At 35.5% G+C, this 24,143-nt stretch carries 20 protein-coding genes; 9 read left to right on the forward strand and 11 right to left on the reverse strand.

Annotated features, from left to right (window positions below; translation table 11 throughout):
• Nucleotides 1-133: 133 nt before the first annotated feature.
• Nucleotides 134-3,115, forward strand: a complete 2,982-nt coding sequence (locus EGI22_RS10695; RefSeq protein WP_255068339.1) for a TonB-dependent receptor — start codon at nucleotides 134-136, stop codon at nucleotides 3,113-3,115.
• Between the two features lie 12 nt (nucleotides 3,116-3,127).
• Complete coding sequence (locus EGI22_RS10700) at nucleotides 3,128-4,822, forward strand: RagB/SusD family nutrient uptake outer membrane protein (protein WP_255068340.1); 1,695 nt, start codon at nucleotides 3,128-3,130, stop codon at nucleotides 4,820-4,822.
• A 78-nt stretch (nucleotides 4,823-4,900) separates the two neighbouring features.
• Here EGI22_RS10700 and EGI22_RS10705 read toward each other — a convergent pair whose 3' ends face one another.
• Nucleotides 4,901-6,352 carry a M17 family metallopeptidase gene (locus EGI22_RS10705; RefSeq protein WP_255068341.1) on the reverse strand — a complete coding sequence of 484 codons (1,452 nt, stop codon included), beginning with the start codon at nucleotides 6,350-6,352 and terminating at the stop codon, nucleotides 4,901-4,903.
• A gap of 194 nt (nucleotides 6,353-6,546) precedes the next feature.
• Between EGI22_RS10705 and EGI22_RS10710 the strand changes: the two genes are divergently transcribed.
• From EGI22_RS10710 to EGI22_RS10725, 4 genes are all read left to right on the forward strand, one after another.
• Nucleotides 6,547-7,908 carry a M20/M25/M40 family metallo-hydrolase gene (locus tag EGI22_RS10710; RefSeq protein WP_255068342.1) on the forward strand — a complete coding sequence of 454 codons (1,362 nt, stop codon included), beginning with the start codon at nucleotides 6,547-6,549 and terminating at the stop codon, nucleotides 7,906-7,908.
• Nucleotides 7,909-8,327: 419 nt separating this feature from the next.
• Nucleotides 8,328-8,597: a DUF2089 family protein gene (locus tag EGI22_RS10715; RefSeq protein ID WP_255068343.1), complete on the forward strand. Its 270-nt coding sequence runs from the start codon at nucleotides 8,328-8,330 to the stop codon at nucleotides 8,595-8,597.
• Between the two features lies 1 nt (nucleotide 8,598).
• A complete protein-coding gene (locus tag EGI22_RS10720; RefSeq protein WP_255068344.1) occupies nucleotides 8,599-9,210 on the forward strand; it encodes a hypothetical protein in 612 nt (203 codons plus the stop codon).
• A gap of 81 nt (nucleotides 9,211-9,291) precedes the next feature.
• Nucleotides 9,292-10,689, forward strand: coding sequence for a S9 family peptidase (locus EGI22_RS10725; protein ID WP_255068345.1), 1,398 nt, complete (start codon nucleotides 9,292-9,294; stop codon nucleotides 10,687-10,689).
• 46 nt (nucleotides 10,690-10,735) lie between these two features.
• Here the strand turns inward: EGI22_RS10725 and pckA are convergent, their stop codons facing one another.
• Nucleotides 10,736-12,322, reverse strand: a complete 1,587-nt coding sequence (pckA, locus tag EGI22_RS10730) for a phosphoenolpyruvate carboxykinase (ATP) (protein WP_255068346.1) — start codon at nucleotides 12,320-12,322, stop codon at nucleotides 10,736-10,738.
• Between the two features lie 296 nt (nucleotides 12,323-12,618).
• On the opposite strand from pckA, the gene EGI22_RS10735 reads away from it, so the two are divergent.
• Together EGI22_RS10735 and EGI22_RS10740 are read left to right on the forward strand one after the other, a co-directional pair.
• Entirely contained in the window at nucleotides 12,619-14,103 is a 1,485-nt protein-coding gene (locus EGI22_RS10735) for a GH3 auxin-responsive promoter family protein (protein WP_255068347.1), read from the forward strand.
• 5 nt (nucleotides 14,104-14,108) lie between these two features.
• Nucleotides 14,109-15,488 carry a prenyltransferase/squalene oxidase repeat-containing protein gene (locus EGI22_RS10740; RefSeq protein WP_255068348.1) on the forward strand — a complete coding sequence of 460 codons (1,380 nt, stop codon included), beginning with the start codon at nucleotides 14,109-14,111 and terminating at the stop codon, nucleotides 15,486-15,488.
• Here EGI22_RS10740 and EGI22_RS10745 read toward each other — a convergent pair.
• The 5 genes from EGI22_RS10745 to EGI22_RS10765 form a co-directional block, all read right to left on the reverse strand.
• Complete coding sequence (locus tag EGI22_RS10745) at nucleotides 15,480-16,460, reverse strand: zinc-binding dehydrogenase (protein ID WP_255068349.1); 981 nt, start codon at nucleotides 16,458-16,460, stop codon at nucleotides 15,480-15,482. The genes EGI22_RS10740 and EGI22_RS10745 overlap by 9 nt on opposite strands.
• Before the next feature lie 80 nt (nucleotides 16,461-16,540).
• Nucleotides 16,541-17,239, reverse strand: a complete 699-nt coding sequence (locus EGI22_RS10750; RefSeq protein ID WP_255068351.1) for a hypothetical protein — start codon at nucleotides 17,237-17,239, stop codon at nucleotides 16,541-16,543.
• Between the two features lie 159 nt (nucleotides 17,240-17,398).
• Complete coding sequence (locus tag EGI22_RS10755; protein WP_255068352.1) at nucleotides 17,399-18,187, reverse strand: anti-sigma factor; 789 nt, start codon at nucleotides 18,185-18,187, stop codon at nucleotides 17,399-17,401.
• The gene (locus tag EGI22_RS10760) at nucleotides 18,184-18,717 is read right to left on the reverse strand and encodes an RNA polymerase sigma factor (RefSeq protein ID WP_255068353.1); all 534 of its coding nucleotides are present in this window, start codon (nucleotides 18,715-18,717) and stop codon (nucleotides 18,184-18,186) included. The genes EGI22_RS10755 and EGI22_RS10760 overlap by 4 nt, the downstream gene beginning before the upstream one ends.
• A 165-nt stretch (nucleotides 18,718-18,882) precedes the next feature.
• Nucleotides 18,883-19,443, reverse strand: coding sequence for a fasciclin domain-containing protein (locus tag EGI22_RS10765; RefSeq protein ID WP_255068355.1), 561 nt, complete (start codon nucleotides 19,441-19,443; stop codon nucleotides 18,883-18,885).
• Between the two features lie 346 nt (nucleotides 19,444-19,789).
• On the opposite strand from EGI22_RS10765, the gene EGI22_RS10770 reads away from it, so the two are divergent.
• Entirely contained in the window at nucleotides 19,790-20,407 is a 618-nt protein-coding gene (locus EGI22_RS10770; protein WP_255068356.1) for a hypothetical protein, read from the forward strand.
• Here the strand turns inward: EGI22_RS10770 and purU are convergent.
• From purU to EGI22_RS10790, 4 genes are all read right to left on the reverse strand, one after another.
• A complete protein-coding gene (gene purU / locus EGI22_RS10775) occupies nucleotides 20,404-21,243 on the reverse strand; it encodes a formyltetrahydrofolate deformylase (protein WP_255068357.1) in 840 nt (279 codons plus the stop codon). The two genes, EGI22_RS10770 and purU, sit on opposite strands and share 4 nt — an antisense overlap.
• A 139-nt stretch (nucleotides 21,244-21,382) precedes the next feature.
• Nucleotides 21,383-21,748 carry a four helix bundle protein gene (locus tag EGI22_RS10780; RefSeq protein ID WP_255068358.1) on the reverse strand — a complete coding sequence of 122 codons (366 nt, stop codon included), beginning with the start codon at nucleotides 21,746-21,748 and terminating at the stop codon, nucleotides 21,383-21,385.
• A 76-nt stretch (nucleotides 21,749-21,824) separates the two neighbouring features.
• Nucleotides 21,825-23,141 carry a ribosome biogenesis GTPase Der gene (gene der / locus EGI22_RS10785; RefSeq protein WP_255068359.1) on the reverse strand — a complete coding sequence of 439 codons (1,317 nt, stop codon included), beginning with the start codon at nucleotides 23,139-23,141 and terminating at the stop codon, nucleotides 21,825-21,827.
• A 227-nt stretch (nucleotides 23,142-23,368) separates the two neighbouring features.
• Complete coding sequence (locus EGI22_RS10790) at nucleotides 23,369-24,118, reverse strand: tetratricopeptide repeat protein (protein ID WP_255068361.1); 750 nt, start codon at nucleotides 24,116-24,118, stop codon at nucleotides 23,369-23,371.
• Between the last annotated feature and the right edge of the window lie 25 nt (nucleotides 24,119-24,143).

A 24,143-nucleotide genomic window follows, 5' to 3' on the forward strand; every position in this document is an offset into this window, starting at 1 on the left:
TTTACTTTTCTAATAAAGTAATATTATTTTTTTGCTGCCAATTTTAAGAAATGAATAAGAATGGAATCACTTCATTTCTATATCTATTCGGGGATTTACTTTGTGTGAATTTTTTAAATTTAATAATATCTCTATGAAACGAAAACTTCTACTATTCGGAACACTGCTGTGCTGGCTGGCATTTAGTATTCCTTACTCTCAAGCCGAAAATCGGACCTTGGAAAAAATCGTAAAAGGCACTGTTAAAGATCAAACTACAAGCGAAGCTTTGATTGGAAGCACAGTTACCCTGAAAGGCTCCACCAAAGGAGTTATCACTGATGTAAATGGCAATTATAGCATTCCTGTTCCTGACGACAACGCTGTTTTAGTATTTGCATTTATAGGTTATGATCCCCAAGAAATTGTGGTAGGAAGCAGAACCGAAATCAATGTTAGTTTGGCCTCAAATACCGAACTTCTAAATGAAATAGTAGTAATTGGTTATGGAAACACTCGCTCGAAAGATGTAACAGGTTCTGTTAAATCGATTAAAAGTGAATCTTTTAATAAAGGTATAATTAACTCTCCAGAGCAATTGCTACAAGGAAAAGTTGCAGGTGTTAACGTTACTGCAAGTAGTGGTGAGCCTGGTGCGGCATTAAATATCAGCGTGAGAGGTCCAGGTGGAGTAAGAACAGGAAGTACACCACTATTTGTAATCGATGGATTTGCACTTGACAACTCAAGTGTTGGTGGAGCTACAAACCCTCTTACTTTTCTTAATCCTGCTGATATTGAGTCTATTGATGTATTAAAAGATGCCTCTGCTACTGCCATATACGGTTCAAGAGGAGCAAACGGCGTGGTTTTAATAACAACTAAAAAAGGCAAAACTGGAGCTTCTAGTTTAAACTATTCAGGAAGTATCGGATTTTCGAAAATGGCAAGACCAATTGATGTTTTTTCTGCGGATCAATTTAGGTCTGAAATCAAAAAAATCGGGGCAAGTTTTATTGACGATGGTGGAAACACAGATTGGCAAAAGGAGATTTCCCAAACGGCCATGACCCAAAATCACAATTTGGCTCTTAGTGGTGGTACTGACAAATTGAAATATTTTGGTTCTTTTGGTGTACAAAAACAAGAAGGTGTTTTAAAAAATAGTAATCTTGACAGATATAGCGGAAGGGTAAATCTCAATCAGAACTTTTGGGATAATAGACTGAGCATAGATGTAAACTTAAGTGCCTCGACTACTAAAAATGAAAGACCAAACTACCAAGGATTAATAGGTGGTGCTCTTTCCGCCAATCCTACTTACGTACCTTATGATTCAGATGGGAATTTAAAAAAATATGCTGATGGCACTAATCCGATGCTTACGCTAGCATTGGATTCTGACAATACTACAACTAATAGGGTTTTAGGCAATATCAGTCCTTCTTTTACAATCACAAAAGGATTGGTTTACAAACTTAATTTTGGCATCGATAATTCTTCTTCAACACGTGATTTGCAATCTCTGCCGAATCTAGAGCCGTTGGTATTAGGAGGTTTGAATACTATCAATTACAACAACACTAACAGACTGATAGAGAATTACTTGACATATACTTTAAGTAAAAATATGCATTCTGTAACAGCTTTAGCAGGGCATTCTTATCAAAAAATATTTCTTCAAGGAAGGTCTTACAGTATTAATAAATTTCCTTTGAATGATATCGAGCCAAGATATAACCCAGGCCTTGGACAAGATTTGACTTTGGCAAACAATAAACCATCGGGATTTGCTACTTTGAATGAATTGCAATCGTTTTTCTCAAGAGTAAACTACGACTTTAATTCTAAATATTTAGCAACTGCAACGGTAAGAGTCGATGGTTCTTCAAAATTTGGTGCAAATAACAAATATGGTGTTTTCCCTTCGTTCTCATTAGGTTGGAGGTTGTCAGAGGAGGAGTTCTTGAAAAATACGAAATTTGATGATTTGAAAATAAGAGCAGGCTGGGGTTTAACAGGAAATCAAGAGATTCCTTCTAAAATTACACAAGCCTTGTTTACTTCATCTATTTCAAGTTCAACAAGTTATCCTTTAGACGCTGGTAGCACTTATCCTGCTGGCACTACCTATTCGAGATTGGCCAATCCGAATATCCAGTGGGAAGTATCATCACAAGTAGACTTAGGTATCGACTTTGGATTATTTAACGGTGCTTTGACTGGAACCGTGGATTATTTTAATAAAATATCGAAAGACATCCTTTTGGAAGTTATTCCGTCAGACCCAGTACAACCAGCGGGTACTTTGTGGACCAATGTGCAAGACATGAAAATCATCAATCAAGGTCTTGAGTTTGAATTATTGTTAAGAAAAAACCTTGGCAATAAAATGAGATATGAAATTGGTGGTAACATTACATTTATCAATAACATCGTTAAAAACTCACCATATTCAGTGATTCCTTCAGGTTCTGCTTCGGGTTCTGGACTTACGTCTGCTACCATAAATGGCTATATCAACGACCAACCTATAGGCACATTCTTCTTGAAAGAATTTATAGGATTTGATGAAAATGGATTAAGCAAATATAAAGATATTGACGGCGACGGAATTGTAACCGACAAAGATAGAATTGCAGCAGGAACAGCACTTCCAAATAAAATGTATAATATAAACGGAAGTTTAAGTTATGGTGGATTTGACTTGGGATTAAATTTCAATGGCGTGTCAGGCAACAAAGTCTATGACAATACTGCCAATGCTAATTTTTATAAATTAAGGCTTTCGAAAGGAGTAAACACTACCAACGAAGCGATAAAATATCCTGAAGAATCTATAAACAACTCTGCCCCAGTAAGCACTAGATTCTTAAAAGACGGATCTTTCTTTAGACTAAATAATGCCGTTTTAGGTTATAATATCAACACTTCCAAACTAGGAATTAAAAAATATATTCCAACATTGAAACTAAGTGTAACTGGACAAAATCTTTTTGTGATTACTAAATATGATGGTTTTGACCCAGATGTAAATACTGATAGATCGGTAAATGGAATTTCATCCTATGGAATTGATTATTTGACTTATCCTAAGGCGAAATCTGTGATATTTGGATTAAATATTGGACTTTAAAATATTGAAAAAATGAACAAAAAATTAAATTATATTCTCACTTTCGTTGGTTTGTTTTTCTTAACCAACGCCTGTACAGACCTCGAAGAACAAGTACTAGACGAATCGTTTAATACCACGGTTTCTGAAAAAGATGCAGCCAATGGCGTAATAGCTCCAGTATATGCACTTTTGCCAAATATATACTTGCATACTACTTATTTCTCTCTTCAAGAGATAACGAGTGACGAAGCTATTTTGCCGTATAGAGGTGGTACCGATTGGGGCGATAACGGTATATATTTAGAGCTACATAAACATACTTACAATAGCAATACCGCCAATGTAAGAAATACATGGAATCCTTTGGTACAAGCATTGTCTCGTTGTGTATCTGCTATAAATGCACTGCCTGACATGAAAGACGCAAATGCTAAAACTTATCTAGCAGAGGCAATCGGAATGAAAGCCTTTTACAATTTATTGATATTTGATTTGTACGGAATTGTATTCAAAAAAGAGGATGCTAGTCAAGTTTCAGAAATATTGCGAGGTACAGAGGCTGTTGATTATTTAATCTCTGAATTACTAAGAGCTGAACCAAACCTTCAAAATAGAGCGGCTGTTGGACATGGAAGATTAACAAAAGCAGGTGTTTGGGGTTTATTAGCTAGATTGTATTTAAATGCAGGGGTTTATAGAGACCGCTATGGTGCAAACTTTGATTTCAAAGCCTCTGACATGGATAATGTTATCTCTTATTGCGATAAGATAATCAACTCTAACGAATACAAACTTTCAAATGATTATTTCTCAATTTTTGGAGATAAAAACCAGGATAATTCTGAGATTATTTTTGCGGTAGACCAAAGGCCAGAATTGAACGGACACAACAGAATGGCTTATTTCTCGCTCTCTGGAGACCAATTCCCGCTTCCAGATTATCCTTCTGCAAACGGAACAGACGGCCCGGGAATTACCTCAGATTTTTATAGAACTTGGGTAGATGCAAATGCTCCAAACGACCCAACTGTTGACCCAAGATTTTATCAAGAAAACCTTAAAATCTACTCAACAGGTGTAGATACTTGTGTGGCAGGAAGTGATTTCAAGATAAATAGAGGAATATTAAGAGGACAGCAATATGGCTTAATTAGAGTAAATGGAGTGTTTTTGAAATGTGCCGATGGGAAATTTAAAGTTGGTGAATTGACCAACCTGACTAGAAATCGTCCTGACAAAAAAGTGATATTTACCGAAAAAATTGATTTTACACCAGAAGGAAGTGACTATCCATCAGGATATAGAGTTGAAAAATACGAGTTTGCTGCAACTTCAAACTCTGGTAGAAACAGAGGAGATGCTAATATTGTTATCGTAAGATTAGCCGATGTATATTTAATGAGAGCTGAGGCTCAATTACGTAAAAGCAATAATACAGCAGCGGCTTTGGCTGATGTAAACACTGTTAGAGCTGCTCGTACATTAACCACTCCACCAAAACCATTAGATACTATCACTTTGGATTTATTATTCCGTGAGCGTGGTTTTGAGTTCTATTGGGAAATGCTACGTCGTTCTGACATGGTGAGATTTGGTAAATATGAAGGACAATGGACTGAGAAAACCGACTCAGACAAAAACAAACGTATTTTTCCGATACCACAAACTGCTATTGACGGTGCATCTAACCTAGTAGGTTATTTAGTTCAAAATCCTGGTTATTGATTTTTTAATAATTGAAAAAGCCGCAGTAGAAATGATTCTGCTGCGGCTTTTTTTTGTCTATATTTATAGCCAATATTTCTACAAATTCGTCTCCAACCACTCCACCAAAAGCTTCACACCAAACCCAGTTGAAGATTTCATTGAGCCGTACTCTGAATCGCCAAAGGCTACACCTGCAATGTCTAGATGAGCCCAATTTGTGTGTCCGTCTATGAATTCTTCCAAAAACTTGGCAGCTGTAATAGCTCCAGCCAAAGGTGCTGTTGATAGGTTTTTGATATCGGCAACATCAGATTTCATCATGTCTTTGTAGTCGTCCCAAAGTGGCATACGCCATACTTTTTCTCCAGTTTCTAGGCCTGCTTTACTGATAGAATCTGCCAAATCATCATTATTGGACAACAAAGCCGCTGCTGCATATCCCAAAGCTTGAATGCAATTTCCCGTTAACGTAGCTAAATCTATCATAACATCCGGTTGATGATTTTTCTTTACATAAGCCAAAGCATCCGCCAATATTAGTCTGCCTTCTGCATCCGTATTGATTACCTCAATGGTTTTTCCAGAATAGGAACCAATTACATCTCCTGGCTTTACGGCTTTACCATCAATGCAGTTTTCTGTTAAAGGCACTGCTACTACAATATTTACCTTGAGCTTTAATTTAGCCGCCATTTCAATGGTTCCGCTTACAGCTGCCGCTCCTCCCATGTCAGACTTCATATAATTCATGTTATCTCCTGGTTTTAAGGAAACGCCACCCGTGTCGAAAGTAACGCCTTTGCCAATCAAACCAACTGTTTTTTGAGCTTCTGGATGTGTATATTTCATAACCACAAATGATGCAGGATTATCTATACTTCCTCTTCCTACCGCCAACAAAGCCTTTAAACCCATTTCATCGCAAGCTTTTTCGTCAAATACTTCTACTTCAAATCCATTTTCTTTTCCAGATTCTTGAATCCAAGCGGCCACCATCTGCGGAGTTTTGTAGTTGGCTGGGGCATCTACCCAAGTCATAATTTTCATTTGGGTTTCGGCAAGAGCACGTCCTCTTTCGAGCAATTTTTGTAAATCTCTATCAGATTGGAAATTAATAGTACTTCTGGATTCGTAAATTGAGATTAAATCTTTTTGGGCCGTTTTGAGTTTTGCTATTTGATATTCACCTAAAAATATACCTTGAGCTATATCAGCTGCTACCTTTCCTAATTGACTATTATGCAAGAAAACACTAATATCGTTCTTAAATTTATCCTTATTGGCATTAAAAAAACTTCTGAAAACCTTACTCACTTCGGATGGGTTTTTACCATTTCCTAAGCCTAAGAAATATACTTTTTGTTGCGTTCTGGTCATGCCAATCGCTGTCTCTTTTGCCTTTGCTTTGAAGTCAGCATAAAGCTCTTTTTGCTCAAAACCTATTTGTTCACTTATGCTATTCAATAGCACTTGAAGGTTTTCACTCTCAAAAAAAGGTAGAATTAAAATTGGGAAAGTTTCAGCAGCGTTTACCGTTAATTTTATCATTATTTGATGCTTTTCGTTTGAAGTACAAAGTTAGGGTTTATTTTGATGCTTAGAATATTTAAAGCTTTTCTAAATACATACCTACAAAAACAAGGGCTTTGTCCACTTTCTAAAACAATAAATATACTTTGGTAGTAAAATAGAAACTTCTGGTTTTATATTTAAAATTAATTTTCTATCATCACCAAACCTTTATGAAAAATCTAATTGTTTTATTTGCCGCATTATTGATATTTAGTCAAAAATCTGAAGCACAAGAAATTGTAAAAAGAGATCCTATAATCAGTAAATATATCCAAGAAATCTCAGCAGATTCTCTTCAGAAATACGTACACACTCTGGTTGATTTTGGCACAAGAAGTACATTAAGCACCGACGAAATACCTAACAAAGGAATAGGTGCTGCCAGAAAATGGGTTTTAAGTAAGTTTGAGTCTTATGCCAAAAACTCCAACGGAAGAATGACCGCATATTTGGACAAATGGACACTAGAACCTGACGGCAGACGGGTAGATAGGCAAATAAAGATGGAAAATGTGATGGCCGTATTAAAAGGAACTGACCCAACAGACACGCGTATTTTTATGGTCAGTGGGCACATAGACAGTCGCGTAACAGACGTGATGGATAAGACATCTGATGCACCAGGGGCTAATGACGATGGTAGTGGAACAGTGGCCGTAATGGAACTTGCCAGAGTTTTGTCTTCTTCAAAATTCCCAGCTACGGTTATTTTTACTGTTTTTAGCGGTGAAGAACAAGGGCTTTTGGGAGCCAAATATCTGGCTGAAAAAGCTAAGGCTGAAAACTGGAATTTGGTGGCATTGCTCAACAACGACATTATGGGCTCAAACAATGCCAACGAAACCAATATAATAGATAATACCAGAGTGAGGGTTTTTAGTGAAGGAATTCCGGCCTTTGAAACCGACAAAAAAGTGGGAGCCATAAGACAGTTTGGTTATGAAGCAGATGGAGGTGCGAGGCAAGTGGCTCGCTATGTCAAAGAACTTGGAGAGCGTTATGTTGACAATTTAGAAGTGGTGATGATATATAGAAACGACCGATTTCTGCGGGGTGGTGATCACACGCCATTCGTAACGGAAGGATTTGCAGCAGTTAGAATATCAGAAATGAACGAGAACTATTTACATCAGCACCAAGACCTCAGAACTGAAAAAGGTATAGAGTACGGAGACCTTGAAAAATTTATGGATTTTGAATATTTAAGGAAAAATGTGGCTGTCAATTTAGCTTCTTTGGCTACATTGGCTCAAGCTCCAGCAGTGCCGGAGGACGTTTTGATAGATGTACAAGGACTGGGAAATTCGACAAATCTGCATTGGTCTGCACCAAAATTTGGAAAAACAGCAGCCTATTATGTGCTAATGCGAGAAACCCATCAGTCGTTTTGGCAAAAGAAATTTTACACCGAAAACTTAGAACTAAAACTTCCTTACTCTAAAGACAATTACATATTTGCAGTGCAAGCCGTTGGCATTGGTGGTCATGAGAGCTTGCCTATTTTGCCAAGGGTGAGCATGAAGTCAAAATGAGATTTGAAGTCCGAATATTAATCAAAAACTACAATATCGTTTTTTAATAACGCTTTTTCAAAACCAATTTTTGAAAAAAAATACTTCTATTTCTTTTCTAGAGAATTTCTAAGTAACAAATAATGTGTGGAGATTAATAAATACTTTAAATTCGCTTCTAATTTTTAAATAAATAATCCAACATTCTCATGCTATTTTCCTCCAAACTTTAGTACTGCATATAAAACTAGCTGGTAGAACCGAAGAAATTCATAAAAATACTAGTTCTCTTATTTCTAAATAAAACCCAAAAACTTCCAATTCAGAATCAATTTAAATCATAAAAATATAAATAAAATTAAATACAAATTTAACTTTATTAAAAAAATACTTGCAAATATGAATTTCATTATTACTTTTGTATCATAAATATGAAATTAATGAAACTACCAATAACCTGTCCGAGTTGTGAAGCTGAGCTAAAGGTTCAGAGTTTGCTCTGTGACAAATGCCAAACAAATATTAATGGTTCTTTTGACTTACCCGTATTTCTAAAACTAGATCTAAAGGAGCAAAACTTTATAATGGATTTTGTTCAAACCAGCGGAAGTTTGAAAGTAATGGCCCAACAATTAAACTTGAGTTATCCTACTGTTAGAAATATGTTGGACGACCTAATTGGAAAAATTGATACCCTAAAAAACAAATAAAATGAACAAGAACATTTACAATCCATTTAATAAAATTGCTGGGGTGCAAGCACTGGGTATTGGCCTTACTGCAATTATTATAATTTCAATTATAGCACATTTTAGTGGTGTTACTTTCCCGAGTATTATTTCAGCTCAAACTGGAACCAATGCTATGTCAATACCTAGATTGTTGGTACAAAACTTAGGTCATTGGATTATTTTTTCAACTATTATTTACCTTTTCGGAGTTTTCGCATCAAAATCTCACATTAGAGCTATCGATATATTTGGTACCATAGCAGTTTCTCGAATACCTTTTATATTATTTTCTTTTCTTGGTTTTTTACCTATTGATGGAATTACTCAAAAAATTTCGGCTGCTGTAAAGACCAATCCCGCTGACCCAAATTTGCTCTCTGACGTTCCTCTATCAGAAATATCTATTTTGATAGTTTTTGCTTTATTAACCCTAGCTATAGCTGTCTGGGTAATTGCTCTTATGTACAATGCATTTCGAATATCCTCAAATATAAAAGGTGAAAAATCAGCTATCTTGTTTATTGTAGCTATCATACTATCTTCAATCTTTTCCTATTTTTATGAGATTATGATAGTTCGGCTTATTCCTTAATTTTTAATCTAAATTGTTAAATATCAGTATTTTGTAAATACTGACTGTCATATTTATGTCTAAATTTTAAATAAAATCATCATGAAAAAATTAACTTTCTTATTATTATTTTTCAGTTTTCAAACTGTTTTCGGACAAGCTATAGAGGGACAATGGAACGGCGTCCTTTCGGTTCAAGGCACGCAATTGCGTTTGGTATTTCATATTAAAAAAACTGGCGAAACTTACGTTTCCACAATGGATAGCCCAGACCAAGGTGCCAAAGACATTCCAGTAACCAGTACTGTTTTTGATGGTAAAAAGATAAACCTTGAAGTTACAAATGCAGGAATCAAATACGAGGGGGAATTAGACGGGGAGTCGAAAATTACGGGTACGTTTTCGCAAGGAAATTTTAAAACAGCCATGGAACTTGGAAGAGAAAAAGTGGCTGTAAAAAGAGTATTAAAACCTCAAGACCCTATTGAGCCATATGGATATTATTCTGAAGAAGTAAAATTTGAAAACAAATCAGATAATATTACTTTAGCAGGTACGCTTACTCTACCCAAAAAAGCAGGAAAATACCCAGTAGTTATTTTGATTTCGGGCAGCGGGCCCCAAAACCGTGATGAAGAGTTACTTGGACACCGACCTTTCTTAGTTATTGCAGACCATCTAACCAAAAACGGCATAGGCGTATTAAGATATGACGACAGAGGTACTTTTGAATCTACAGGAAAGTTTAAAGGAGCTACAAGCGAAGATTTTGCTAAAGATGTGGAAGCCGCTTTAAGTTATTTATTAACTAGAGATGATATTGAAAAAAGCAAAATAGGCTTAATTGGCCATAGTGAAGGCGGTTTAATAGCCCCGATGGTCGCTTCCAGAAACAAAGATGTTGCTTTCATAGTGCTATTGGCTGGACCTGGAATCTCGGGAGCGGAATTGCTTCCTATTCAAACATCATTGATAGAAAAAGCAAATGGTGCTTCAAAGGCAGAAGTTAAAAAATCAAAAAAACTAAGTAGTGAAATTTTTGAGATCGTGGCAAAATCTAACGATAATACTAAGTTAGAAGCAGATCTAACTACCAAACTAAAAACCATCTATGCCAAATCTAGCCCGAATGAGCGTAAAAAAGCTGGTACTGAAGACGAGTTCTTAAAAACGCAATTGACCACTATTTTAGACCCTTGGTTCTTGAATTTTTTAAAACATGACCCTAGAGCAACTTTAGAAAATGTAAAATGCCCAGTATTGGCAATAAATGGTGAAAAAGACTTGCAAGTACCGCCAAAAGAAAATTTGAATGCAATAGAAAAGTCTCTTAAAAAAGGTGGAAACAGCGATGTTACAATTTTAGAATTCCCAAATCTAAATCACTTATTCCAAGAAAGCACCACAGGTTCTCCAAAAGAATATGCTAAAATAGAGCAAACTTTTGCACCTGTAGCTCTTGAAAGTATATCCACATGGGTATTAAAAAGAGTAAAATAACAAGAAATTCATGTCACAAATATTTAAAAATTGTGACATGATTTTTTTATACTTTCGGCCCTGCTCCAATAATCTCAGCCGAACTACCTGCTTCAAACTTCGTGAAATTCTTTACAAACTGTTCGGCTAAATGCTTGGCTTGTTTTTCATACGCAGCTTTATCTGCCCAAGTGTTAGATGGAATCAAAAGCTCAGAGGGCACTTCAGGGCATGAAGTTGGTATTTCGAAACCAAACAATTCGTCTTTTATGGTCGGAACTTTATCAAGTGTTCCGTTGTGAATGGCATGAATAATAGCCCTAGTGTATTTCAATTTTATACGACTACCTACTCCATAGCCTCCACTAATCCAGCCAGTATTTACCAACCAGACTTTGGTATTATGCTTTTTGATTTTTTCCGCCAATAACTCCGCATATTTGCTAGGGTGCCAAACCATAAACGCCGCACCAAAGCATGCCGAAAATGTAGCCTGAGGTTCATCAACTCCCATTTCGGTTCCAGCCACTTTCGCGGTGTAACCACTAATAAAATGATACATGCTTTGTTCCGGACTCAGTTTTGAAACTGGTGGCAAAACCCCATAAGCATCTGCCGTAAGGAAAATCACATTGTTTGGATGTCCACCTAGACAAGGTATTTGTGCATTCGGAATATATTCTATTGGATATGCGGCACGCGTATTTTCTGTTATGCTTTTATTCGTATAATCAACTTCACTGGTAGCAGGATCTAGTACAACATTTTCTAATACCGTCCCGAATTTTATAGCATTAAATATCTCAGGTTCTTTTTCTGCCGAAAGGTCTATGGCCTTAGCATAACATCCGCCTTCGATATTAAAAATTCCATTATCTGACCAACAATGCTCGTCATCACCTATCAATTTTCTATCTGGGTCGGCAGAAAGGGTGGTTTTTCCTGTTCCACTAAGACCAAAGAAAAGCGAGACATCGCCCTCATCGCCCATATTGGCGGAGCAGTGCATACTCATAACGCCTATTTTTGGCATTATGTAGTTCATCACTGTAAACACCCCTTTTTTCATTTCACCCGCATATTCTGTACCTAGAATTACGAATTCTTTACGCTCAAAACAAAGGTCAACGCTTGTTCGAGAATTCATGTGCGAAGTAAAAGAATTCGCAGGAAATTCGCCTCCGTTAAAAATAACATAATCAGGTTCGCCAAAAGTGGCTAATTGCTCCTGTGTGGGCCTGATAAGCATATTATGCATAAAAAGGGCATGGTAAGGTCTTGTGCAAATCACACGAACTTTGATTTGATATTTTGGGTCCCAACCTGCATAACCGTCTACGACATAAATTCTGGTTCTGGTATTGAAGTAGTCTAGGGCTCTTTGTTTGTTTATATCAAAAGTATGTTCATCCATTTTGATGTTTACATTGCCCCACCAAATATCATTGACGCTTTCAGGACGCTCAATTATTCGTTTATCTTTTGGACTTCGGCCAGTTTTTGTGCCAGACTTTAATGCCAAAGCACCCGAACTCGTAATTTCGGCGTCAGGTTCATACTGAATAGCCAATTTGTACAATTGTGCAGGTGAAACATTTCTTATTACTTCTTTCGGATTTATCCCGTAGCCTTTTAGATTAAATTTTTCAGACATAAAAAAGATTATTTTTTTGCAAATTATCTATAAAAACCCCAATTTACTATGATATAAAACAAGATTTAATAAAAATGTTATTTTGATAATTAAATAGTTGATTTTGAATAATTTAATAAAAAAAATTGCTATTTTAATCTAGAAAAAAGAATTGAAAATTAAAGAATATGATAAAAATCAGAATTTAGAAAGAAAATTGAATTTCAAAAATATTTATAGCTTAAAATCCTAAATATTACACTCAAAAAAAAGCGGATTTGGGCTTAAATTGTTAGTTTTGTGACAAAGAATAAAATATGGGAATAAGGTCTTTTTTTAGTAAACCTCTAGCGGCATTTGTTGATTATCAAACCAAAAAATGGTTAAAAAATCCTATTGGAACTCAAACCCAATGGATGCAAAAACTGGTTGCAGAAGCACAGCAAACAGCATTTGGCAAAGACCACAATTTTAGTCAAATTAAAACCTATGAAGATTTTAAAAAGCAAGTTCCAGTAAGGGATTACGAAGAATTGAAGCCTTATATTGAACGAATTTTAAAAGGAGAATCGGATGTTTTATGGAAAAACAAACCGCTGTATTTGGCAAAAACTTCAGGAACTACTTCTGGCGTAAAATACATTCCGATATCTAAAGAATCCATTCATAACCATATCAATTCTGCCAAAAACGCCATTTTGGCTTATATTCACGAAACAGGAAACGCTTCCTATTTAGACAAAAAACTGATATTCCTTTCTGGTAGTCCAGAAATGGACAAAAAAGCGGGGATTTTTACGGGTAGACTTTCAGGCATATCAAACCACCATGTTCCTGCGTATTTACGAACTAACCAAATGCCAAGCTATGAAACCAACTGCATAGAAGATTGGGAAACGAAGCTAGATAAAATAATAGACGAAACCATTGACCAACCAATGGGTTTGATCTCGGGTATACCACCATGGGTACAGATGTATTTTGACAGAATAACCGAACGAACGGGAAAGAAAATAAAAGACGTTTTTCCTGATTTTGGCCTATTTATTTATGGAGGCGTAAATTTTGAACCCTATAAAGCGAAACTGTTTGAATCTATCGGAAAATCAATAGATGCCATTGAACTTTATCCGGCCTCTGAAGGATTTATAGCTTACCAAGATTCCCAAAAAGAACCCGGCATGTTGCTTTTGCTAAATACAGGGATATTCTTCGAATTTATACCAGCAGAAGAGTATTTTGATGAAAATCCAAGTAGATTACACATTGGTGAGGTAGAATTAAACAAAAACTATGCACTGATTATCAACTCTAACGCTGGCCTTTGGGGATACTCAATCGGAGATACTGTAAAATTCGTTTCATTAAATCCACATAGAATTGAGGTTTCAGGCAGAATCAAACATTTTATATCTGCATTTGGTGAGCATGTAATAGGCGAAGAAGTAGAAAAAGCGATGAAACATGCTTGTTCCCTCCATCCAGAAGTAGAACTTGTGGAATTTACAGTAGCACCCATGGTTGCTCCGACCGAAGGCCTCCCCTATCATGAATGGTTGGTTGAATTTGCCAAACCACCGCATAATATTGACCAATTTCAGCGAGATTTAGACCAAAAAATGGTGGAACTCAATGTATATTATCAGGACTTAATAGATGGAAACATATTGCGACCACTGGTTATAAAACCGCTGAAAACCAATTCCTTTATAGAATATATGCGATCGATAGGCAAATTGGGTGGACAAAACAAAGTGCCTCGCTTAGCCAATGACCGTAAAATTGCAGATCAACTAGCCTAATATCTATGAAAATAGCCTTTGGGGTATTTTATTGTTTTTCATTTTCTGTCTTAATGGGACAAACCGTTTCGACGGAAGAAATAAATTTGGCCAGACAAAAAGCCTTAATTTTTTTAGAAAAAGAGCAGGTAAAAACTACAATAGATAACAAGGTTTTTGAAGGAGAATGGCCCGCTTACATGCACATGACCAATGCTTTTGTGCTTTTAGGTAAATCTGAAAAATACCGCGACTCCAACTGTTTCAATATGACGGGAATTTTCAATGCACTCTCTGAAGCATATTTGTTGGATACTACACAAGCTTCTATCAAACCTATGCTTGAGAAAGCCTATCCTGAGCTGCTAAGATATAAAAAAGATTCTTTATTTAATTTCTGGAAACTATTGCCACCTAATAGAGATTTATCCAGAAAAATGGACAATCCTGCGGATGCTTTGGTGAGAAGACCAACGCATTATAAATTAAAAAGCAGATTTATCAATAATGCAGCAAACGTTGCTTTTGACAATGACGACACTTCCACAGGGAATCTTTCTTTGTTTTATTATTCAAAAATATTTGGGGATAAAGCTATTAAAACAATAAGTCAAGCAGCATTTGATAAATATCTTGACAGCAACCGAAAAGCTTATCATTGGCATAATTATTTGGTTAGAATACCAAGACATTCAAATGCATTTTTGACCTGGCAAGGCCAAGAGCGAGACTTTAAACATTGGAGTTTTCTAAAAGCAGCAGGGCATAATCTAATCTTCTTTTTACCTTCTAGCGGTGCTTATCCGCATCCTTTTGTACCATATATACCTTGGGGAGCCAATGATATAGATGCGGTGGTCAATGCCAACATTCTGACCTATTTGGCCACAACAAATCAATTAGATCAATCTGTTGGAAAAAATGGAGCTAATAAACTGATAAGTTATCAAATAAATAGAGGTCGCTGGAGCAGAGCCGGAATGTATTATCCCAATAAATACCATTTTCATTATGCAGTTTCTAAAAATATTTTGGCAGGAAATCATGAGCTAAAATCAGAAGGGCAAAGTATTTTATCGCACTTATTGGATACCCAATTGCCCGATGGACATTTTGAAAGCCGAAGAAAAGTAAACAAAAAGGACATTTTACAATCGACAGTTTATGGCTTGACAAGCTTGCTCAACCTCAAAGAAGCTGGCTACGATGTTCCTAAAGAAAGAATCGACCTAAGCATAAAATACCTTTTAGAACATCAAAATGAAGATGGTTCCTGGCAAGGCGGGGTGTTTTTCTCAGGCGGCACAGTGGTAAGAAATGTCCTGCATTTCCAATCTGAAGCCTATACTACTTCGTTGATGGTGCTGGCTTTGAATAAATGGAAAAAGCTTTACACTTCAATTTAAATCCAAAAGCACTTTTCCAGAAGACATTTGATTGATATACGTTTCTAAACCGTCCTTTAACTCTTCCATTTTTATAGTTTTTTGAATCGTAGTTTCAAATCCAGCACTCAACATTTTCTGAATTTTCCTAACATCCAAAACCACCTCGACGATGGATTTCTTTTGGGCTTCTTTACTTAGCCAATAGCCTTCTACTGTATTTTGTTTGAAAAGTATATTCTGAGGAGAAAAATCACTTGGCTTTTGATCTAATCTTCCATATATTATCATTTTGGAGTTATCTGGCAGTACATTTAAAGTTTCGTAAGGCATGCGTCCTCCTCCTATTGCATCTAAAAACAAAACTTTTTTGAAAGATTTTGTTGCTGTTTTTAAAGTCTCTAGATATTCTGTTTTTTCAGTACAAAAGACTTCAGAAAAGCCTTTAGATAAAACTTCTTCTTTCAATTCTTCTTTTCTAATCAAACCAAAAACTGGAATCTTGGCTTCTTTTGCAAAATGTGTAACCATTTGTCCCAAGGCACTTCCAGCAGCAGAAAATACTATTAAATCCGCATGCATTTTCTTGGCTTTTTTTATGAAAGAAAGGGCCGTAAGTGGATTAACAAACAACATTGACCCTTGCTTCAAACTAACATTTTTTTGCAAGTCCATGCATTTATTTGCATCGGTAAGCATATATTCAGCCCAAGTGCCGTTGCCCGTATTTGGAGCTGTACATGCCACATTTTTATTTAAAAGACGATTGGCTAAAAAACCTCCACCAGACGCAACAACAACTCCGCTTCCTTCTAATCCTGGCACAACTGGAAATGCTTTTTTCAGTCCGTAATTGCCAGTCAAAAATGCCAAATCAGATGGATTTATAGGAGAAAAAGCCATCTTTACCAAAACTTGCCCTTTTGCAGGTACTGGTTTTGGGATTTCGGACAACTCAAATTCATTTGGGCCTTTTAAGAGGATAACTTTCATAAATACGCTGATTTTTTTGCAATATAAACAAAAAAAGCAGCCAATTATGACTGCTTTAATATCTATTAATTCAATAATTCTTATTTCACCTCAAAAAGTGAATCATCCAAATTAGAGTTCACTAAAATCTCTTTTGTTTTGAAATCGAAAGCCATCATACCCATGTCTTGTTTTAATACATGTGGAAATTTGATTCCACCAACTGCTTTATAATCAGCATAATCTATTGTAACGGTCATTTTGCCCATTGGAGATTCGATATCATTTATTTGACGCTTTTTTAGGCCCGATTCAACTTCGTAATATTCTTTTGCTTCGCCAGCAGCATTTAAAATCTTCAGAGCATGACATTCTACACCATCTATATTTTCTTTGCCTAAATAGCTAAGTTTACCTAAATCATCCAAATATTGAATTTCTCCTATAATATTTCCTTGTGCTGCGAGTTTTTTAGCATCCTCTCCTTCTACCATTTGCTCTTGTCCCATACCTGAAACTTTTCCTTTTTCACCATCAAAAACTGTATTGTTTACTTCTCCCATACCGTCTACAGTAACAACAGTTAAAAACTTGTTGGGCATTTTTTTCTTTACAACCATACTCATTGACTGTCCCTGCATTTCTGCCGTCAGCTCCATTGAGAAGTCTTTTATAGAATTTATAGCATCTTGACCACCAATTGCTTTTATGTAGTTTTCAATTACCATTTTAGGAGTAGTTTCTTGAGCATTTACGGCTACAGATCCTATAAGAAAAAGAGCTAAAAGTGTTTTTTTCATTTTATACAGTTTTAAATTTCCAACAAAGCAATTGCTTTTTTATTAAGCAACCAAAAAATATTATTTAAAGCATGTTAAAGCAATGTTAATTGGCAATTTTTAAGCATAAAAAAACACCACTGCCTTGCGACAATGGTGTCAGGGTTCAAAAATTTACCTCTAAACGTTCCCAATCACATACATTTCCTCTAATGTAGGTGTAGGATTTCCCCCTTGTTTTTCAAGCGTAATTGCAAACGCTGCTATGTTGCCCTTCGGCACTTTCATTGCCAATATTTTATTTTGAAAATCTAAGTCAACCATACCCATATCAACAGGCACACCGTCTACAATTCCCCATACTTGGTATTGTTTGCCTTTTGGTGCAACTGGTAGTTTATCCACCACTAGCTTCATTTCTTCCGTTTCTTTGTTCCAAAAAGCCAATACTTTGCTATTTGGCGATTTTTCTACGCCATTTAACTCCATTTTTACATTTTGGCTGTCTTTAAACAAGGCCAACATACTCTCTGTAGAGGATATCTTTACCTGCTCTTGCTGTATTTCAGACTTTAAGGCGGCCAATTGTGCCTCGCTTTCTCCATTTTTTTTGTATGACCAGACAAACAATACCCCAAATATTAAAGCAGCAGCAACTGCCAGTTTTGGCCAAAGTGAAATTACCTTTGTTTGAGATTCCTCTACAACCGGCAAGGCTTCATCAGTACTATTTTCAACTGGTTCATCGAAAGTCATTTGTGCAAAAATCTTTGATTTCAATCCTTCAGATGGTTTTACCTCATGCATTTTTGCATAAGTTTCCATAGTTCCTTCCAGCGTCGTTAGTTCTTCCTTTATTTCTGGGTAAATCTTCGACATACACTCCACTTCTTGTTTTTCTTGTGGTGTTGTCGAGCCCAATACGTAAGCTTCTAGTATACCAGATGCTATATATTCACTAATATTCATATCTTAAAAATAGTTTTTAGATCTTGAAGAGCCGTCCTAATGCGTGATTTGGCTGTTCCCAAAGGAATTTTTAAAATATCAGCCGCCTCTTCTTGAGTATATCCTTGAAAATAAACCATGTCAATCAATACCTTTCGGTCAGTTTTGAGTTTATCCGTTAGTCCTTTCAGGTCAAACAGTGACATTTCAGGCTGAAAACTCGCCTTTTTGTCCACCTGTCCATGCAATTCGTCGATGTCTTCAAGCCAAATGTTTTTGTCCTTGCGGACTTGATCAATGGCTGTGTTGCGGGCGATGTTTACCATCCAGGTAAACAATCTGCCTTTAGAAGGGTCATAGTCGCCTATTTTTTTCCAGATTTTCACGAAAACATCCTGAAGAATGTCTTCCGACTTTTCGGTGTCTTTGACTATCTTGGTAACCACACCGAGCAAACTCCCCGAATAATGGTCGTAAAGATATTCAAATGAACTCTGGCTGTTTTGTTTTAGCGTCCTAACCAATTCTTCTTCTGAGATTTGAGTTGTCAAAATAAAATTTGTTTAGAGGTTTTTTAAAAATACTTAATCATTCAATACCAAAATACATATTTGAGGAATATTTTGATACCTTCTTTTTTTCTTTACCCAAAGTCCTTCTCAATCAGAGAAGGACTTATAAAGGGTTTTGTTTTCATAATTTGTGCTTCGAAAAACTTACATTGGCAACAATACCGTATCCAAAGAATGTATAACACCGTTTGATTGATACACATTGTAGATACTAATATTTGCCACGTCTCCTTTTTCATCTGTGATAGAAATATTCATATCCCCGTTCATTTTAGACGTTAACATTCCACCTGAAAGTGTTTTTAGTTTGGCTTGACCTTTTCCTTTCTCTATCAGTTTCATCAACTCTTTGGCATCTAACTTACCTGCCACTACGTGATAAGTAAGAATCTTAGTCAATGTGCTTTTGTTTTCAGGTTTAAGCAAGGTTTCCACAGTACCTGCTGGAAGCTTGTCAAAAGCTGAATTTACAGGTGCAAAAACCGTGAAAGGTCCAGCTCCCATCAGTGCATCTACCAATCCTGCTGCTTTTACTGCCGCTACCAATGTGGTATGATCTTTAGAATTTACAGCATTTTCTACAATGTTTTTCTTTGGATACATGGCTTCGCCGCCTACTGTTACTGTTCCTTTTTGAGCAAATGTTGCAGTTCCTAATAATGCAAACCCGATTGCGATTCCTAATGTTTTAAGTGATTTTTTCATTTGTTTTATTATTTAATTTGAATCACTTACGCCATAGATTTACTTTTGGATTATTTATTTCAAAAAAAACAAGAGAAAACTTTAATCATCTTTTAAGAAAGGCATATTAAAGAATTCTTTTTAGCCTTTTTATTCCAAATTTAACCGCTCTCCTACCCTTTTTTGGATTATTTTAAAATAAAGAAAAATAAAAACTCAAGAGTAAAACTTGTTTCAAAAAAAAATCTCCAAATGCTATTTCGAATTACAATGCGAAGCAAATTGTTTCGTTTATTGTTTTAATTAGGTGAAAGATTTGATATATAGACCCTATCTTTCGACCTTTGTTTTTTTAAAATACTTATCGATGCAAAAATTCATTTTTATTTTTCTTCTTTCTTTTTCCCTAAAAGCCCAAATTATCCCACAAGCAGAACCTATAGAAGAGGAACCTCAAGAAGAACAAGAAGAGAAACCTGTACTATTTGAAGAGCCAAAACCAGCTTGGAAACAACGTTTGCATTATGGCGGTAATATTTGGGCTCAGTTTTGGGGAGCTTTATATTTTGATGCCTCGCCAATGGTAGGCTATGATGTAACCGAAAAAGGAACAATAGTAGGTGTCGGAGCTTCATTTATATACCAAGGTGGATATCAACAAGGCGGAAATGTAGCTGCAGGAGGAAGAGTTTTTGTAAGACAAGCTATATGGAAATCATTATTTGCCCAAGGAGAATATGAATTTATGAATGCTCCAAACAACCAAATTAATTTTTATAATTTCGATGTTGATGGGCCAGCAAGAAAATGGGGTGCTTCTCCACTAATTGGTTTAGGATTTTACCAAGGCCGTAATTCACAACAAAGTGGAAGTTTTATTTCAGTAATGTACAATCTGGGTGCACCTTCATTTGGCTATAGAAGTTTGCAATCAATTGGCGGCAATGGCTCTCCATTTGTGATTCGGATTGGCTATTTCTTTTAAAGAATCACCGTTCGATTTCCAAAAATAAAAACTCTATCATCCAAAACTAGCTTTAGAGCTTTTATCAATACCATTTTCTCTACATCACGGCCATCACGAGCCATGTCTGCTGCAGAATATCTGTGGTCCACATCTTTGGTATCTTGGGCAATAATTGGCCCCTCGTCAAGGTTGTCATTTACAAAGTGTGCCGTGGCTCCAATTATCTTAACACCTCTTTCGTAAGCTTGTTTATAAGGATTGGCACCAATAAATGCAGGCAAAAACGAGTGATGAATATTGACGATTTTATTGGAGTATTTAGATACAAAAGCTGGAGAAAGAATCCTCATATACTTGGCAAGAATCAAAAGCTCAGGGTTGTAGATATCTAAGGTTTTTAAAACTGCGGCTTCGTGCTCTTCTCGCGTTTTGTTTTCAGCGGCGACATAATGGAAAGGAATTCCAAACTTGCTAACAAATGGTTGTAAAGTATTGTAATTACTAACTACGGCTAAGACATTTGCTTTGAGCTCTGCAAACGCATAACGAATCAATATCTCAGAAAGACAATGATGTTCTTTAGTACATAATAGCACGATATCTTTCTTTTTCTGCGGATTTAGCCTGAATTTTATTTCTTCAGAAGGTACTTTGATTCTTAAATCTACCAATACTTTTTGTGTGTCAAAGTCATCGGCACTCACAAACTCTGTACGCATAAAAAACCACCCATTCGGACTTACGTACTCGTCTTGCCTAAGAATATTGCATTCGTTGTTAAAAAGAACACTTGTTACATGAAATATTAACCCTTTAGCATCAGGGCCTTCCATTAATAAGGTATGTTTTGCCATTTGATTTACGATTGATTCGATTTACGATTAATTCGATTTACAAGTGATTCGATGTAAGATTGATTTGATTTACGATTGATTCGATTTACGATTGATTCGAATAACTATTAGTAAATCTATTATTCCTATAAAAATTAAATCATTCTTTTGGTTTTTGTTTTTTCTTCAAAGTATTAATAGAAGCTACTACCATAGAAAGTATTTCATCAGATTCTTTTTTCAACCAAAGTAATATTTCAGTTTTAAGATTTAATGATTCTTCAATTAATTCGAGCCAATATAATGTTTCGTCCGCCTCCTCTTCTACAATTTTCAATTTATTAATCATATCAGCAAGAGATTTAGCCCTACAAGCTGCCCTATAATTAGCCCCAACTGAAGCTGAAGATCTGATAACCTGGCCTCCGTATATTCTAATACTGGTTTTTTGAGGTAAATCATCCACAAATTTCCCACATTCAAGTGCTAATTTTTTAGTTCTATTCTTAAAAATCGCAGCATTCATTTATTAAAAAATTATTTGATAATTATTTCATAACAAATCTAAAATCCCAAATCGAATCAATCTAAAATAAATTATTTTACTTCTTTCTAAAAAAAGTCGTAATCGTAACGCCTTCAAAACCGAAATGTTCTCTTATTTTATTTTTAAGAAATCTCTGATAAGACTCTTGCACATATTGAGGCAAATTACAGAAAAAAACAAACGTAGGCGATGGGGTTGGAATCTGCACTATGTATTTAATTCTAACCATTTTACCTTTCATTGATGGCGGTGGATAGTTCTCTATAATTGGCAATAATATGTCGTTTAATTTTGAAGTTGTCACTTGAGAATTTCTTACTTCATAGACTTCCATCGCCTTCTCTATAACCTGAAAAATTCGTTGTTTTTCTAATGCAGAAGCAAAAATAACAGGCATATAATTCATAGGAGCCAATCTTTCCAAAAACTCCTTTTTCATCACCTCCGCCGTTTTCGAATCTTTATCTACAATAGCGTCCCATTTGTTCACCATAATTACAATACCTTTTTTAGCATTGTGTGCTTGGGCTATTATGCTGACGTCTTGAGCTTCAAGTCCTAAAGTAGCATCTAATAATATTATACAAACATCTGAATTATCCAATGCTTTTATAGACCTTAAAACCGAATAAAACTCAATATCTTCGTTTACTTTGGCTTTTTTACGAATTCCCGCAGTGTCAGTAAGAATAAAATCCTTACCGAACATCTTGTAATGCGTATCGATGGCGTCACGAGTTGTGCCTGCCACATCTGTTACGATACTCCTTTCTTTTCCCAAAAGTGCATTCAAAAAAGAAGATTTTCCAACATTTGGTCTTCCTAAAATCGAAATCCTTGGTATACCTTCATTCGGATTTTCTTCTTGGTCATGCTCTAAATGTTTTACCATCTCGTCTAATAATTCTCCTGTGCCAGAACCATCAGCTGCCGAAATAGGATAAACTTCACTTGCCAGACCCATGCCATAAAACTCTGCGGCTACTAAATTCGCCCTTTCAAAAGTCTCCGCCTTGTTGGCCACAACGAAAATAGGCTTCTTAGATCTACGCAATACATTTGCAAACTCCTCGTCAAGCTCTGTTAAACCTTGCTTGGTATCTACCACAAATAGTATCACTGTGGCTTCTTCTAGAGCCAACTCTACTTGCGAACGAATGGCCTCCTCAAAAGTATCATCAGAGCCAACAACGTATCCGCCTGTATCTATAACCGTAAAATTTTTATTAAGCCAAAACGCATTTCCATAGTGTCTGTCACGTGTTACACCTGATTGATTGTCTGTAATTGCCACACGCTCTTCTATCAATCTATTAAATAAAGTAGATTTTCCAACATTGGGCCTACCTACTATCGCAACTATATTAGACATATTACTAATCCTATTTTTTATATAAATATTTTATTATCAAGCTTTTCGAAAAATCAAAAAGGATGCAAAGATAGGAAAAAATGACGGATTAGGAAAGAAAAATATGAAAATGGAGTTGTATTAATATCATCTAAAAGGACAAAAACTTAATTTCCACAAAATGCATCGATTGCAAAGTTCGAATTCAACTTATTATTTAAAATAATCAAGATTAATTGGTATTGTTATTATAAAATCTCGGCAATTTTCTTATCCACTTCTAAAATTAAACTATCAATTCTATCAACTACCTTATTCATTTTTTTAGATTGCATAAAATAATTTTTTGCTTCATACAAATTACCTAATTTCAATTCATATATACCTAAGTTCCTATAAGCATAGGGTTCATTCTTGTCGATAGAGATTGCCTTATTTAAATCATTCAAAGCTTCCGATGCTTTACCTAATTCTAGTTTGCATAAACCCAATAAACTAAAATAAAAAGCTGATATCATTTCAGTATCGTTTACTTTTTGTAGATAATCTAAGGCTAAACTAAAATCCCCTTCTTCAGATAAGCAAAATCCTAAATAAATTAAAACCGTTGGATTTTCAGGGCTTAACTCTAAAGCTTTTTTAAAGCAATCCTCTTTTTCTAATTTATTTTTCAAATAAAAATGTGATACACCGAGAAAAGCATATTGAATATTTGATAGAGGATTTGACTTTGACATCAAATTAATCAAAGTAATTGTTTCTTCAAAATAAGAAAACTCAAATGCTTTTGTTATTATTTTTTCTTTTAAGTCTTTAATATTTAGGCCTTTAATTTTAATTCTATCAGCAATATTAAAAGCATCAATGAATAGATGAAAATCCAGTAATGAAGAAGTGTATCCAAGTTTACTTAACTGATAATTACGTAAAAAGTTAAACCTACTAGCCTGAAAACTAACATCATCATTAAGAAAAATAAATTTATTCCCAAAAAGCAAAATGAAATCATAAAATCCAAAAATT

This window comes from Lacihabitans sp. LS3-19 (assembly GCF_024343575.1).
Taxonomy (GTDB): domain Bacteria; phylum Bacteroidota; class Bacteroidia; order Cytophagales; family Spirosomataceae; genus Leadbetterella.